12 protein-coding genes are annotated in these 14,394 nt (G+C 64.0%); 3 read left to right on the forward strand and 9 right to left on the reverse strand.

Going from position 1 to position 14,394, the window contains the following annotated elements; genetic code table 11:
- Positions 1-70: 70 nt before the first annotated feature.
- The 3 genes from ACODR6_RS02855 to ACODR6_RS02865 all read right to left on the reverse strand — a co-directional run bounded on the left by ACODR6_RS02855 (position 71) and on the right by ACODR6_RS02865 (position 5,420).
- Complete coding sequence (locus tag ACODR6_RS02855) at positions 71-2,116, reverse strand: oxidoreductase (RefSeq protein WP_489020598.1); 2,046 nt, start codon at positions 2,114-2,116, stop codon at positions 71-73.
- Positions 2,117-2,214: 98 nt separating this feature from the next.
- Complete coding sequence (locus ACODR6_RS02860) at positions 2,215-3,573, reverse strand: putative bifunctional diguanylate cyclase/phosphodiesterase (protein ID WP_112719129.1); 1,359 nt, start codon at positions 3,571-3,573, stop codon at positions 2,215-2,217.
- A 125-nt stretch (positions 3,574-3,698) separates the two neighbouring features.
- Positions 3,699-5,420: a response regulator gene (locus ACODR6_RS02865; RefSeq protein ID WP_112719130.1), complete on the reverse strand. Its 1,722-nt coding sequence runs from the start codon at positions 5,418-5,420 to the stop codon at positions 3,699-3,701.
- 181 nt (positions 5,421-5,601) lie between these two features.
- On the opposite strand from ACODR6_RS02865, the gene mutL reads away from it, so the two are divergent.
- From mutL to ACODR6_RS02880, 3 genes are all read left to right on the forward strand, one after another.
- Complete coding sequence (gene mutL / locus ACODR6_RS02870; protein WP_489020600.1) at positions 5,602-7,428, forward strand: DNA mismatch repair endonuclease MutL; 1,827 nt, start codon at positions 5,602-5,604, stop codon at positions 7,426-7,428.
- Between the two features lie 80 nt (positions 7,429-7,508).
- Positions 7,509-7,739, forward strand: coding sequence for a DUF2093 domain-containing protein (locus ACODR6_RS02875; protein WP_112719132.1), 231 nt, complete (start codon positions 7,509-7,511; stop codon positions 7,737-7,739).
- 9 nt (positions 7,740-7,748) lie between these two features.
- Positions 7,749-8,432, forward strand: coding sequence for a GNAT family N-acetyltransferase (locus tag ACODR6_RS02880; RefSeq protein WP_489020602.1), 684 nt, complete (start codon positions 7,749-7,751; stop codon positions 8,430-8,432).
- Here ACODR6_RS02880 and lpxK read toward each other — a convergent pair.
- The 6 genes from lpxK to ACODR6_RS02910 form a co-directional block, all read right to left on the reverse strand.
- Positions 8,427-9,467, reverse strand: a complete 1,041-nt coding sequence (lpxK, locus tag ACODR6_RS02885; RefSeq protein WP_489020604.1) for a tetraacyldisaccharide 4'-kinase — start codon at positions 9,465-9,467, stop codon at positions 8,427-8,429. The genes ACODR6_RS02880 and lpxK overlap by 6 nt on opposite strands.
- Positions 9,468-9,573: 106 nt before the next feature.
- Complete coding sequence (locus tag ACODR6_RS02890) at positions 9,574-10,293, reverse strand: HAD family hydrolase (protein WP_489020606.1); 720 nt, start codon at positions 10,291-10,293, stop codon at positions 9,574-9,576.
- 23 nt (positions 10,294-10,316) lie between these two features.
- Complete coding sequence (gene waaA / locus ACODR6_RS02895) at positions 10,317-11,633, reverse strand: lipid IV(A) 3-deoxy-D-manno-octulosonic acid transferase (RefSeq protein WP_489020608.1); 1,317 nt, start codon at positions 11,631-11,633, stop codon at positions 10,317-10,319.
- Positions 11,634-11,808: 175 nt separating this feature from the next.
- Positions 11,809-12,057: a DUF4170 domain-containing protein gene (locus tag ACODR6_RS02900; RefSeq protein ID WP_112713001.1), complete on the reverse strand. Its 249-nt coding sequence runs from the start codon at positions 12,055-12,057 to the stop codon at positions 11,809-11,811.
- A gap of 61 nt (positions 12,058-12,118) precedes the next feature.
- Complete coding sequence (locus tag ACODR6_RS02905; RefSeq protein WP_112713003.1) at positions 12,119-12,928, reverse strand: 3'(2'),5'-bisphosphate nucleotidase CysQ; 810 nt, start codon at positions 12,926-12,928, stop codon at positions 12,119-12,121.
- Positions 12,929-12,942: 14 nt separating this feature from the next.
- Complete coding sequence (locus ACODR6_RS02910) at positions 12,943-14,289, reverse strand: TldD/PmbA family protein (protein ID WP_489020610.1); 1,347 nt, start codon at positions 14,287-14,289, stop codon at positions 12,943-12,945.
- Positions 14,290-14,394: the final 105 nt, after the last annotated feature.

Genomic DNA, 14,394 nt, shown 5'->3' on the forward strand with positions numbered 1-14,394 from the left:
ACCGGGCGGGAAACCGCACGGGAGTGTAGCGTAGATGGCGGTGCCCTTCGGGGCGCCGCCATTCCTGTTTCTAGAGCAGCGAACAGAAGCGCAGTGCGTCGTAGATCGCCGCGTGGACATTGCGGCTGGAGACGGCGTCGCCGATGCGGATCAGGTCGAAGGCGGCTTCGGCGTTCTTCACCGGGATCGGCTGCTTGCGGGCGATGAGCGCGGCGTAATCCACCGCCCCCAGGTTTCGCGACAGCGGCTTCAGCTCCAGATAGAGATCGGCATTGGCGATGGTGCCGTGCTCGACGACGACCTGGGCCACACGCCGCTCGCGCGTGACCGCACCGGCATAGTCCGAGCCGAGGACGGCGATCAGGCCGTTGCCGTCGCGGCGGACCGATTTCAGCCGGGTATTGATGGTGACGCGGACATCCTTCTCGGCGAAGGTCCTGGCATAGGGCACATGGTTCATGCCGCCCATTTCGGGGGCGAAGAAGCGTTCGGGCGACACAAGCTCCAGATCCGCGCCGCCATTGGCGATGACCTCGGCGGCCGACATGCCCTGATGGCCGCCATTGTCGTCGAAGAGCAGGACCGAACTCTCGGGCTTTACGGCGCCGGCAAGAATATCCCAGGACGAGGTGACCAGTTCCTCGCCCGCCTCCAGCTCCGGCGACTGGGCGATGCCGCCCGTGGCGACGACGACGAGGTCGGGAGAGAATTCCAGGACTTCATCGGCACCGGCATAGACATCGTAATGGATGGTGACGCCGAGGCGCTCGAGCTCTTCCAGCCGCCAGTCGATGATGCCGATCATTTCCTTGCGGCGCGGATTGCGGGTGAGCAGGTTGATCTGGCCGCCAGCCTTGCCGGTCGCTTCGAGAACATCGACGCTGTGGCCGCGCTCGGCGAGCACGCGGGCCGCCTCCAGACCCGCGGGTCCGGCGCCGATGACGACGGCCTTCCTTTTGGCTGCAGCCTTCTCGATCTCGTGCGGCATCTCGGCCTCGCGGCCGGTTGCGGCATTGTGGATGCACAGCGCCTCGCCACCTTCATAGATGCGGTCGAGACAGTAAGTGGCGCCGACACAGGGGCGGATGCGCGCCTCCTCGCCTGCCATCACCTTGCGCACGATATGCGGATCGGCGATGTGGGCGCGGGTCATGCCGACCATATCGAGCTTGCCTTCGGCAATCGCATGGCGGGCGGTGGCGATATCGGCGATGCGGGCGGCGTGGAACACCGGGAAGCGGGTCGCGGCCCTCACCTCGCCGGCGAAATCCAGATGCGGCGACGCGGCCATGCCCTGGATCGGGATGACGTTGTTGAGATCGGCGTCGTGATCGATGTGACCGCGGATGATGTTGAGGAAGTCGACACCGCCGGATGCGACGAGACGGCGGGCGATCTCGATCCCTTCTTCGCGTGAAAAACCCTTCTCCCAATCTTCGTCCGCCACCATGCGGATGCCGACGATGAAATCGGGGCCGACGGCCTTGCGCACCGCATCGGTGACCATCAGCGAGAAACGCATGCGGTTTTCGAGCGAGCCGCCGAATTCGTCGTCGCGGCGGTTGGTGGCCGGAGACCAGAAGCCGTCCATCAGGTGGCCGTAGGCCTCGAACTCGATGCCATCGAGCCCGGCTTCCTTCATGCGCTCTGAAGCGGAGACGTAATCGGCGATGATGCGATCGATATCCCACTCCTCGGCTTCCTTCGGGAAGGCGCGGTGGGCGGGCTCGCGGATCGGCGACGGCGCCAGGACCGGCAGCCAGTCGCCCTTGTTCCAGCCGGTGCGGCGGCCGAGATGGGTGAGCTGGATCATCACGGCAGTGCCGTATTCATGACAGTCGTCGGCGAGCCTCTTCAGCCACGGCACGATCTCGTCGCGATAGGCATGCAGGTTGCCGAAGGCCGGCGGAGAGTCGGCCGAGACGACGGCGGAACCTGCGGTCATCGTCAGCGCAATGCCGCCCTTCGCCTTCTCCCGGTGATAGAGCCGGTAGCGGTCGGTCGGCATGCCGTCTTCGGAATAGGCCGGCTCATGCGCCGTCGACATGACGCGGTTTTTCAGCGTCAGATGCTTGAGCTGAAAGGGCTGTAACAAGGGGTCTTTGGATGACGTCATGAGACACTCGCTTTTCGCGCCGAAGCAAGCGGGGATCATGGCGCAGCGGCGCTAAAATAGAAATGTCTGATGACGCCGTGGACTAGCCTCGATGCGGCTTATGCAGGGATGCGGTCGGCGCCTGCCGAGTCGTAATTCTCGTGCAGGAAGCGCAGCGTGGCGATGCTGTCTGCCGGCTTGCCGAAATGGTAGCCCTGGCCCATGCCGCAGCCGAGCGCGCGGAGCTTTACGGCCTCGGAATAATCCTCGATGCCTTCGGCGACGACTTCGAGATCGAGGCCTTCGCACATCGTCAGGATCGCCTTGATGATATGCTCGGAGGCACGGTCATTGTTGATGCGCGAGACGAAGGCGCGGTCGATCTTCACCTTGTCGAAGATGAAGTCGCGCAGGCGCCCGAGGCTCGACTGGCCGGTGCCGAAATCATCGAGCGAAACGCGAACGCCGGCCTGGCGCAGATCGGAGATGATGCGGTGCGCCGTGTCGGCCGAGCTCATCACTGCGGTTTCGGTGATCTCCAGCTCCAGGCGGTGCGGATCGAAACCGACGCGGCCGAGGATGGAGAGGACGTTGGCGCTGGTGCCGGGGTCCATCAGCTGCGCCGAGGACAGGTTGAAGGAGAGGAAAAGCTCGCGCGGCCAGGAAAGTGCGGCCTCCGCAGCCTTGCGCAGCAACGTTTCAGATAGCGCGTCAATAAAGCCGCGCTCTTCGGCAAGCGGTACGAAGACGCCCGGCGAGACAAAGCCGAGATCCGGATCGTTCCAGCGGGCGAGCGCCTCGAAACCGACGACCTGATTGTTGGCGAGCGAAACGATCGGCTGGAAGTGCACGTCGATCGCATCCGAGATGATGGCGTTTCGAAGCGCCTGCTCGAGCTGTGTCGCGCGCTTCATTTCCTGCGCGATCTCGCGCGAATAGACGGTGATCTGGCTGCGGCCGCGGCGCTTGGAACGGTAGAGCGCGGTCTCGGCGCTCTTCAGCAGCTCGTCGAACTCCTCGCCGGCAAACGGATAGATTGCAAAACCGAAGGATGCGGAGAGACGCACGTTCCGGTCGCCGAGATCATAGGGTGCCGACAGCACTTCGCGGATCATCTGGCCGAATTTTTCGGCACTCGCACGCTCGAAGATCAGCGGCAGGACGAAGGCGAATTCATCGCCGTCGTGGCGCGTCACGAGCGCGCCGTCGGGGATGCAGGCCTTCAGGCGGTGAGCGACCTGGCAGAGGATCTCATCGCCGGCGGCGGATCCGAACAGGTCATTGATAGGCTTGAAGGAATCGAGATTGGCGATGCCGATGGTGAACGGCGCCGGATCGTTGGCGCGCTCGGCCGAAATCTGGGTGACCCGGTCGCGCATACGATGGCGATTACCGAGTCCGGTCAACGGATCGGTATAGGCCATGGCCTGGAGCTCATTCTGGCTCACGGGCATAAAAGGTACGTCCACCGGTTTCATATTTTGACCTGAGATTTCACTCCCTCCGGGGAGAATGGCGGCCAAGTCTTAATAAACCGATAGTGGAAAAGCGATGTTTGGGATTGTTGGCGCCCCAAAATCTGGGGAGTTGACCAGAGTTTCGATCAGCAGACCGCGCGCATCTCTTCGCGCTTCAGATGCTTCTGGAAGATTGTCTCCAGTATATCCGGGCTGACGGGCTTCATGATGACGTCATCCATGCCGGCTTTTGCGCATTCGGCATGGTCGCGCTCGAAGGCCTGGGTGAGCACGCCGATGATCGGCGTCCTGACGCTGCCGCCTTCTTCGATGCCGCGGATCATGCGGGCGGCCTCGAAACCGTTGAGACCGGGAAGCGAGATATCCATCAGCACGATCTGCGGCTTGTGTTCGGTCCACAGACGCACCGCCTCGTCGCCGCTGGAGGCGATCATGTAGCGATAGCCGAGGCCTTCGAGGATCTGCGAAAAGACGATCTGGTTGATGTCGTTGTCTTCGGCGACCAGAACCTGCAGCGCGTCGCTATCTGCCGATGTCGAGATCTCCCAATCGGCTTCCGGCTCGTTGCTCGTGCGGTTGTTGCGGTTGAAGTGGCGGGCGACCTGGAAGGTCAGCTCATTGGCCAGCTGGAAACCGTCCATGACGAGCGCCGGAATGCCGTGCTGGCCGGAAAGCTCGAGGCAGCGCATGCCCATCTGGTTGTCGATGATGATCAGGTCGAGATCGATGCCGGCCGAGGAGGCGATTTCGAGGAAATGCTCCTGCTCGTCCTCACCGCGCACGGCACAGGCTTCGAAGCCGTATTTGGCGAGCGTGCGTAGCGCCGCGGTCTCGGCGGCGAGATCGCCGGTGACGACGAGGATCTTGCGGCCCGAGAAATTCTCCGGGACGATCGCTTCCATCGCCGCCGGTTCGCGGCGCTGTGCATCGCCGTTCAGCGGCACATAGGCGCGGCGATAGGACTGGTGGCTGGAGGCGGTGACCGAGGTGGCGCGGTCGAACTCGTCGAGATCGGCGCCATCGCGCGGCAGGTCCTGCATGGTGGAAACCAGGAAATAGCGGCCCGGCTTGCCGATGCGGTGCTTGCGGCTGACGATGTCGCGCTCGGCACCGTCACGCGAGACCTGGCGCTGGCGCGAGATCGACATTTCGCCGGTTTCCAGAACGTGGCGGTCGCTTTCCTCGAAGCGCTTGGCGATATCGGCGGAGAACAAGTCGCCGCTCTTGCGGCCGAGCACTTCGTCCGGCGTCGTCTGATATTTCTCGCAGAAGGCAATGTTGACCGCGACGTAATTGAGATTGCGGTCCTTGACGAAGAGCGGGAACGGCAGGTTGTCGAGAATATCCTCGGTCAGCTGCACGCGCTCGAGATCGGCGCGCCACTGCTCCTCGCGCTTGCGCTCCTCGGAAATGTTGCAGATCATCGACACGCAATAGCCGCTCGGCAGGCGGCGCTTGACGAGGCGGATCCAGCGATCCGGGCCATGCCGCTCGACGATCTCGAAGCGCTCGCGCCAATGCGAGGCGATCTTCTGCGACAGCCAGTCCTCGCGGCCGAGCACGCCACCCGGCTGCTTGGCGGCATATTGCTGGCGCACGCCGGTATCGAAAACGGCGCCCAGGAAATCGCGCAGGCGCGTGCCGGGCTTCAGCATGGACGGCGAAATCGGGAAGAAATCGAGAACCTGACGGCTCGCGAAGATCATCTGGTCGTTCTTGTTATAGACGATGAGGGCGGCGGCGAGGCCATCGGAGACGGCATCGAAAAGCGACGACTGGAGATCGGGCTCGGCCGGCAGCTCCCCGCTCACGGATGATGCGTCCGTCTCTTCAAAGCCGGCACTCATTCCTCAAAATCCCACATCTATCCGATTTAACAGCACTATTTGGTGGTATGCGTCCAAAATGCCAGCTTTCTCCTAACGGTCGCTTAACATTAATCTACCCAAATCTTGGGGTCTGAGACGCGGCTTTGGAGACCGGCTTTTTCACCCTTCCATCGGGCCTGCGAATCCACGAAAATGGCGCATGGCCATCAGACAGCTCTCAGAAACGCTCATCAACCAGATCGCCGCCGGCGAAGTCATCGAACGCCCGGCAAGTGCGGCGAAAGAGCTGATCGAAAACGCGCTGGACGCCGGCGCGACGCGCATCGAAATCGCAACCTCAGGCGGCGGCAAGGGCCTGCTTCGCGTCAGCGACAATGGCTCAGGCATGGATGCCGCCGATCTCGAGCTTGCGGTAAAACGTCACTGCACCTCGAAAATTTCAGAAACGCTCGACGATATCCGCACGCTCGGTTTCCGCGGCGAGGCCCTGCCCTCGATCGGTTCGGTCGCCAAGCTCAGCATTTCGAGCCGCCGCAGGGATAGCGCCGGCGGCAGCGAGATCGCCGTCTCCGGCGGCAAGTTCCTGCATCTGAGACCATCGGCCCTGAACCCCGGAACGATCGTCGAGGTGCGCGACCTGTTCTTCGCGACGCCGGCGCGGCTGAAATTCCTGAAGACCGAGAAGGCGGAAGCGGCGGCGATCACCGAAATCGTCAAGCGCATGGCGATCGCCTTTCCGGGCGTGCGCTTCGTGCTCTCCGGCACCGACCGCAGCACGCTGGAATTTCCGGCGACCGGCGACGACCATCTGGCGCGCATGGCGCAGATCCTCGGCAAGGATTTCCGCGACAATGCGATCGAGATCGATGCCGAGCGAGAGGACGTGAGCCTGACGGGCTATGCCGGGGTGCCGACCTTCAACCGCGGCAATTCCGGCCACCAATATGCCTTCGTCAACGGCCGCCCGGTGCAGGACAAGCTGATCCTCTCGGCAATCCGCGGCGCCTATGCCGAGACGATCCCGGCCGGACGCTATCCGGTCGCGGTGCTCTCCTTCAAACTCGATCCGGCGCTTGTGGATGTCAACGTGCATCCGGCCAAGTCGGACGTCCGCTTCCGCGATCCCGGGCTGATCCGCGGGCTGATCATCGGCGCGGTGCGCGAGGCACTCGCCCGCGACGGCAGCCGTGCCGCCACGACGGGTGCCGACGGCATGCTGCGCTCGTTCCGCCCGGGCTTCCAGCCGAATGCCTATCAGCGCCCGGCGCAGGCGCCATGGTCGCCGGAGACCTCGCCGTCCCGCCCCTATCAGGCCGCCAATTCAGGCTTTGCCGAGCGGCCGCAGGCTTCGTTCGACGGGCTGGTGACGCCGACGGCGCGTTCCGAACCGCAGCCGCAGAGCTGGCAGCAGCCGGCCGCTGCGCCACGCGAAGAGGCGCCGCAGCGCTTTCCGCTGGGGGCTGCCCGCGCGCAGCTGCACGAGAACTATATCGTGGCGCAGACGGAGGACGGTCTTGTCATCGTCGACCAGCATGCGGCGCATGAGCGGCTGGTCTTCGAAGAAATGCGCAAGGCGCTGCATTCCAAGCGCCTGCCCTCGCAGGTGCTTCTGATCCCGGAGATTGTCGACCTGCCGGAAGAGGATTGCGACCGGCTGATGGTGCATGCCGAAGGGCTCGGCGAGCTCGGCCTGGCGATCGAACGGTTCGGGCCGGGCGCCATTGCGGTGCGCGAAACGCCGGCGATGCTTGGCGAGGTCGATGCCAACGGCCTGATCCGCCAGCTTGCCGACGAGATCGCCGAATGGGATACGGCGTCGGGCCTGTCGCAGAAGCTCGAATATGTGGCGGCGACCATGGCCTGCCACGGCTCGGTGCGCTCCGGCCGGCGCATGCGGCCGGAGGAGATGAACGCGCTTTTGAGACAGATGGAAGTGACGCCGGGTTCGGGCCAGTGCAATCACGGCCGGCCGACCTATATCGAGCTCAAGCTTTCCGACATCGAGCGGCTGTTCGGCCGGAGCTGACGGCAGCAAGCCGAAAATACTGGCAATCGCCCGTGCCGCGCGCTATGGCAGGACGATCAGAGCCGCAGGAATGGAGCAGGATGAACTTGTTTGAAGGTCACGGAAACCGCGAGGCGAAAATCCGCTATCTCGACGCCGATTTCCAGATCCTGTCGCCGGGCTCCTACGTCGTCTGCGCCATGACCGGCAAGCATATCCCGCTCGACGAGCTGCGCTACTGGAGCGTCGCCCGCCAGGAGCCCTATGCCGATGTCATCGCCTCCTTCGAGGCCGACAAGCGCGCAGGCGTGCTGCCGGTGCAGAAGCGCTGACTTTCCCTGATGCGTGACTTCGGCCGGCCGATCATCCATTCGCCACGCCCCTTTCCCGAGCGGATCGTCCATAGCGGACGTTCGGTCAGGCTTGATCCGCTGACACCGGCGCATGCCGAGCCCCTCTGGCCGCTTGCTACCGCCTCGCCGGAGAGCTTCGGCTATCTGCGCTATGGTCCATTCGAGAGCCCCGGCCTGTTCACCGCCTTCGTCGCGGAACTCGCAGGGCGGGCCGACCAGCCGTTCTGGTCCGTCGAACCAATCGGCGCCGGAAAGCCTGCGGGATGGCTGTCGCTCTGCGATGTCTATCCGGCGGATTCCTCGATCGAGATCGGCAGCATCTGGTTTTCACCGGAGCTGCAGCGCACGCGCGCGGCGACCGAGGCGATTTTCCTCCTGATGCGCTACGCCTTCGACGATCTCGGCTATGAGCGGCTCGTCTGGCGTTGCGCCGCGCTCAACGAAGCGTCGCGCAAGGCGGCGCTGCGCTATGGCTTCGTGTTCGAGGGCATCTGGCGCAATGCTGTGATCGCCAAGGGCTATCAGCGCGATGTCGCCTGGCACAGTATCCTGAAGGACGAATGGCCGGCGCACCGGGCAGCTTTAGAAGCCTGGCTCGACGACAGCAATTTCGACGCCGATGGCCGCGCGGCATCCGGGCTTGCCGATATCCGCAAACGGCTGGCGCTATAGGCCGGACTGCTCTTTCAGCCTGCGGGCACGGCAGGCCTCGATCGCCCGGTCGATGATCAGGCCAGGTGCCTGCGGGTCCTCGAAGGCCATTTCCACTTCGATCACCTTCGACTTTTCGGCAAGCTCCTGCGCCCGGCCGTGATGACCGGCAAGGCGGACGAAGTCTTTCGAGGTGGTGACGATCTGCAGCTCTTCGCGTTCGGCAACGGCAATGAGATCGGCGATCTCGTCGTCGCTCAGATGCTCGTGGTCGCCGAAGGAGCGGGTGGCGGCGATCTCGGCGCCGAGCGATTCCACCGTGCGGAAGAACTTCGTGGGATCGGCGATGCCGGCAAAGGCGAGCACGCGGCGGCCGGAAAGCTCGTTCATGCCGACCGTCTTCAGCGACGCCGTGAAATAGGGTTTTGCGGCGCGGGCGGCCATGCGGACGATGGCGTCCGCGGCATTGCCGTTGCCGACCTTCAGGAGTGCCGTCGCATAACGCATCTGCACCGGGATCGGCGCACGCACCGGGCCGCCCGGCACCGTATGGCCATTGCCGAGGCCGCGCGTCGTATCGATGACCAGCAGCGCATAATCGAGCGCCAGTCTGGCGCTCTGGAAGCCGTCATCCATGATGATCAGGTCGGCGCCTTCCTTGACGAGACGCTCGGCGCCTTCGACGCGGCGACGGGAAATGACGGTCAGTGCCTCGCGGGCGAGCAGCAGCGGCTCGTCACCGACGGCCATGGCGCGGTGATGGGCGGGATCGACGACCGTCGTGACATCGAGCGAGCCGCCATAGCCGCGGCTCAGAAATCCGGGCTTCAGTCCCTTTGCCTTGGCGGCCCGGGCGATCGCCAGCGCCGTCGGCGTCTTGCCGGCGCCGCCGACGGTGAAATTGCCGATGCAGATGACGGGAATAGGCACCGAGGCACGGCGCGCATGCTTCATGCGATAACCGGCGACCTGTCCGTAGATCAGCGAAAAGGGCGACAGCGTCCAGGCCCGCCAATCGGCTTTCGTCCACCAGAACGGCGGCGCTTCGGATACCATGATCTGCCTGTCCTGCGCTCCTCCGGCACCCACGGCAACCGGCTATCCCCTTCGACTGGCGGCAAAGAAAGGGCAAAACAGAAGAAAAAGCAAGCCTTTGCCGGATTTACGCCGGCTGAAGGCCGGGCAGCAGGGCTTCGAGCTCAGTGATATCGTTGAGGCAGTAGTCGGATGCGGCGGAAAGCGATTCACGCGAGCCGGTACCTGTCAGCACCGCAACCTTGAGGCCGGCATTGGCGTTGTGGCCCATGTGCAGGTCGTGGTTGTTGTCGCCGACAACGGCGATTTCGGCGGGGGCGAGGCCGGTTGCCTTGCAGAAGCCGAGGACCATGCCGGCTTCCGGCTTACTGCCGAAGCCGCTGTCGTAGCCGGCGATGTAATCGACATACTGGGCGAAGCCGAAGCGCTGGGCGGTCTGGCGGATCGAGCGTTCGTTGTCGCTGGAGGCGATGCCGAGCTTGAAGCCGCGGGCGTGGAGGCGGGCGAAGAAGCCGGCGAGATCTGTGACCGGTACCGAAAACTCGGCGGCATTGGAAAACAGCGTGTCGAGCTTGATGGTGAGCTCGGTGACCTCGACCCTCGAGCCGGCAGCGACGAGGCCCGCGGCGATCTGGCGGGTGTTGCCGGCGGCGAGCAGGCTGTCGGGGACGATATGGCCGCTGACGGGATCCATGCCGGTTTCGCGCAGCAGGTGATCGGCGAGCGCGGCATCGTCCTGCGAGGCGATGCGGGCAAGCTCGCGGTTCACCGGCAGCCAGCTCTCGTCGTAATCGAGGAGCGTGCCGTCCTTGTCGAAGAGAATGCCCCTGATACCGTCGAGTGCCATCGTATCCCTCAGCCTTAAATCCCTCAGCCTTGCGCCGACTTCGGCAGCAGCCTTGCCTTTACCGTCAGCGGATTGATGTAGGGCTCAAGCGCCTTCACCGTTGCCGTCAGTGCTCCGCGCATTTCTTGCACGGCGGCGATGCCGGCCTCGATCATATTGCGGCGTGCTTCGTCGTTGATGAGCAGATAATGCACGCCCTTGGCCAGCATCTCGGTATCGCGCACCATGCGGGCGCTGCCGCGGCGGGCGAGCTTCTGGTAGGCCTCGCGGAAATTCTGGACGTTGCTGCCGGAGAGAACGGCGCATCCGAGCATGGCCGGTTCCAGCGGGTTCTGGCCGCCTTCGGCATAGAGCGAGCGGCCGACGAAGACCACTTCGGTGAGCCGGAGATACAGCCCCATCTCGCCGATCGTATCGCCGAGGAAGATATCGACATCGGGCGAGATAACGTCGTTGCGGGTGCGGCGCGCCACTTTCAGGCTCTGGGCGACCAGCATCTGCTCGATCTCGTCGGAGCGCTCGGGATGGCGCGGCACGATGATCGTCAGCTGGTTGTTGCGGTCCTTCAGCGTGCGGTGGACGACGGCTGCGGCATTCTCCTCGCCATCGAAGGTGGAGACGGCGGCCCAGGTTTTGCGATCGCCGATCTGCTGCTTGTAGCGGGCAAAGAGATTGGCGTCATAGGGCGGCGCGTCGGTATCGACCTTCAGGTTGCCCGAGGTCATCACATGCCGGGCGCCGAGATCGCGGAAGCGTTCGGAATCGACATCGGACTGGGCGATGACCAGCGCCAGGTTTTCGAACAGCGCCTCGGCAATCGACGGGCGGCGCTGCCAGCGGGCGAAGGAACGGTCCGACATGCGGGCATTGACGAGGATCTGCGGAATGCGGCGGCGGCCGAGCTCCATCATCGTCGCCGGCCAGATTTCGGACTCGGCGATGATGGCGCAATCGGGCTGCCAGTATTCCAGGAAACGGCTGACGGCCGGCTTCAGATCGAGCGGCACATATTGATGGATCGCATCACTGCCGAGACGATCGGCGGCGACCTTCGCCGAGGTGATCGTTCCCGTCGTCAGGATGACGTGGATATCGCGGCGGCGGATTTCGCGGATCAGCGGAATGACGGCATTGGTTTCGCCTACGCTTGCGGCATGGAACCAGACGAGCGGGCCTTGGGGCCGGTTGGCGCTCGCATAGCCGAAACGTTCCGTCCGGCGCGCGCGCTCTTCCTTGCCCTTGGCAGTGCGGTAGGCGAGATAAGCGCCGACCAAAGGCGTCGCCATGACACCCGCGGTCCTGTAGACGCCCAGCGCGAAACGCGCTCCCGGCGAACTCATGTAAAATGCCTCCGATCAGCAATGATCGACATCAAACCCATTCCCCAATTATTGTTGCGGCCGCAATGGCCGATTAATTTGTTCAGAATGCGTCATTCGACGGCAGCGGGCGTAATACCCGGGCATGAAACGGCGCCGCCGCGAGGGCGGCTACCATGCTGAAAAGCCTATAAAATCAGTTGCTGCCGGCCTTGTCCTGCGGATCGAGCAGGCGGTGCATGTGGACGATGAAGTAACGCATATGTGCGTTGTCAACGGTCGACTGTGCCTTGGCCTTCCACGCGGTCAGCGCGGATGCGTAATCCGGGAAAATGCCAACGATATCGAGATCCTTGAGATCGCGGAACTGAACGTCCGTCAGGCTTTCCAATTCGCCGCCAAAAACGAGGTGCAGGAGCTGCTTCTTACCGCCGGATTCCGTCATTTTCTTCTCTTTCTTTTCTGGTCTCCTCCGCGCTTTCATCTGCGGGATTTTGACGAAAACGTCAACTGCTTCGTATCGAAGCCAGTCCTTCCAGAAACTCGGCCATGCGGGGTGCCGCCGCGCCGCACAGTGCCCCATGGCTGACCTCGGCGCGATTGTAGCGCACGGGCACGCCGTCGAGACCGGTCAGCTCGCCGCCGGCGCGCGCGAGGATGAGGTCGGCGGCGGCGAGATCCCAGTCATGCGAGGTCGGCTTGACGAAGGTGCCTTCTAGGCGGCCATCGGCGACCATGGCGATACGATAGGCGAGCGAGGGCACATGCCGGACGCGCTCGATGCGGCTGCGGAAGGGCGCCGGGAAGGCCTTCAGCAGATCCTCGCCGACGGCAAAGCGGCTGACCGTGTCCGGTCCGCGGGCGGAGACCGAGATCGGCTCGCCATTCTTCAGCGCCGGGCCGCCTTCGACGGCTTCGAACAGTTCGTTGAGCGCCGGGGCGTAGAGAACACCGGCGACCGGGCGGCCGCGATGGACGACGGCGACGCTGACGCACCAGAGAGCCTGGCCGCCGAGGAAGGCGCGGGTGCCGTCGATCGGATCGATGATGAAGACGGTTTCGCTGGCAAGGCGCGCTGCGCTGTCCTCGGTCTCCTCTGAGAGCCAGCCGTAAGTTGGGCGGGCAGCACGCAGGATCTTCTCAAGGGTCTCGTTGGCAGCGAAATCGGCGGCGCTGACCGGCGAGCGGCCTTCGTTCTTCCACCAGACCTCGGGCGACTGATTGAAATAGCCGAGCGCCACTTCACCCGCCTGCTTTGCGGCATCGGCGATCAGCGCGAGATCGCTCTGCCAGCGGGCGTTTACGGCGTCAGTCATCTGTCTTCCAATCTTCAGCGCCCGGCGAGCGTCATGCCCTCGATGGCGAGCGTCGGGGCTGCGACGCCATATTTGCGGTCGATATCGTTTGCGGGGGTGACGCGCATGAACATCTCCTTGAGGTTCGAGGCAATCGTCACCTCGGAGACCGCAAAGGTCAGCTCGCCATTCTCGATCCAGAAGCCGGTGGCGCCGCGGCTGTATTCACCGGTGATCATGTTGACGCCCTGGCCGATCAGCTCGGTCACGTAGAAACCGTTGCCGACGCTGCGGATCAGCTCCTCGGGCGAGATATCGCCGGGTTCGAGCGCCAGGTTGGTGGAAGCCGGCGTCACCGAATTTCCGCCGCGCACGCCGCGGCCGTTGGTTTCCATGCCGATCTCGCGGCCGGTCGACGTCGACAGGAACCAGTGGTTCAGTACGCCGTTCTCGATCATCACCAGCTTCTCGCCCGAGATCCCCTCGCCGTCGAAGGGACGCGAGGCCGGGCCACGGACGATCAGCGGATCGTCGGTGATCGACAGGCCGGATTTGAGGACCTGCTGGCCCATCTTGTCGCGCAGGAAGCTGGTCTTGCGGGCAACCGAGGCGCCGTTGATGGCGCCAGCGATATGGCCGACGAAGCCGCGGGCAATGCGCGGGTCGAAGATGACGGTGACGTCCTTGCCTGTCGGCACCTGGCGCGGGTTGATGCGCTTGACGGTGCGCTCACCGGCGCGGCGGCCGATCTCTTCGGGGGCGTCGAGCTCGTTGTAATAGATGCGGCTGTCGAAATCGTAGTCGCGCTCCATGCCGGTGCCTTCACCGGCGATGACGCTGACCGAGCGGCCGAAGCGCGAGCCCATATAGCTGCCTTCGAAGCCATGCGAGGTGACGAGCACCATGCCGCCCATGCCGCCGGAGGCACCGCCGCCGGAGGAATTGCTGACGCCCTTGACCGCGAGTGCGGCCGCCTCGGTCGCCAGCGCCGCTTCGCGCAGCATGTCCGACGTCACTTCGGTACGGTCGAGCAGCTGCAGATCGGGATAGGACTTGGCGAGGTTCTTCTCGTCGGCCAGGCAGGCGAAGGGATCTTCGGGCGATACCTTGGCCATTGCGACGGCCCGCTCGGCGAGCGCCGTCAGGTCGAAACCGGGATTGGCGGAAACGCTGGCAACCTTCTTGCCGACGAAGACGCGCAGCGAGAAGTCGTCGCTCTCGGAAGACTCCATGCCCTCCACCTTGCCAAGCCGGACGCTGACGGATTGCGACCGCGAGCGGACGACCACCGCGTCTGCGGCATCGGCACCGGCTTTCTTGGCAAGATCGATCAGCTGGCTGGCACGGGAAAGAAGTGTCGAGGAATCAATTTCTGAGGACATGATTTGGCCTTTCCTTCCGGTTCCATTTATTGTGCAGTTCGGAAAGCATCAAGGCCGCGGCCGCCGATTCTTTTTCCCGCCCCATCACCGAACGAGTTTCCGACG

This window comes from Rhizobium sp. FG96 (assembly GCF_057808655.1).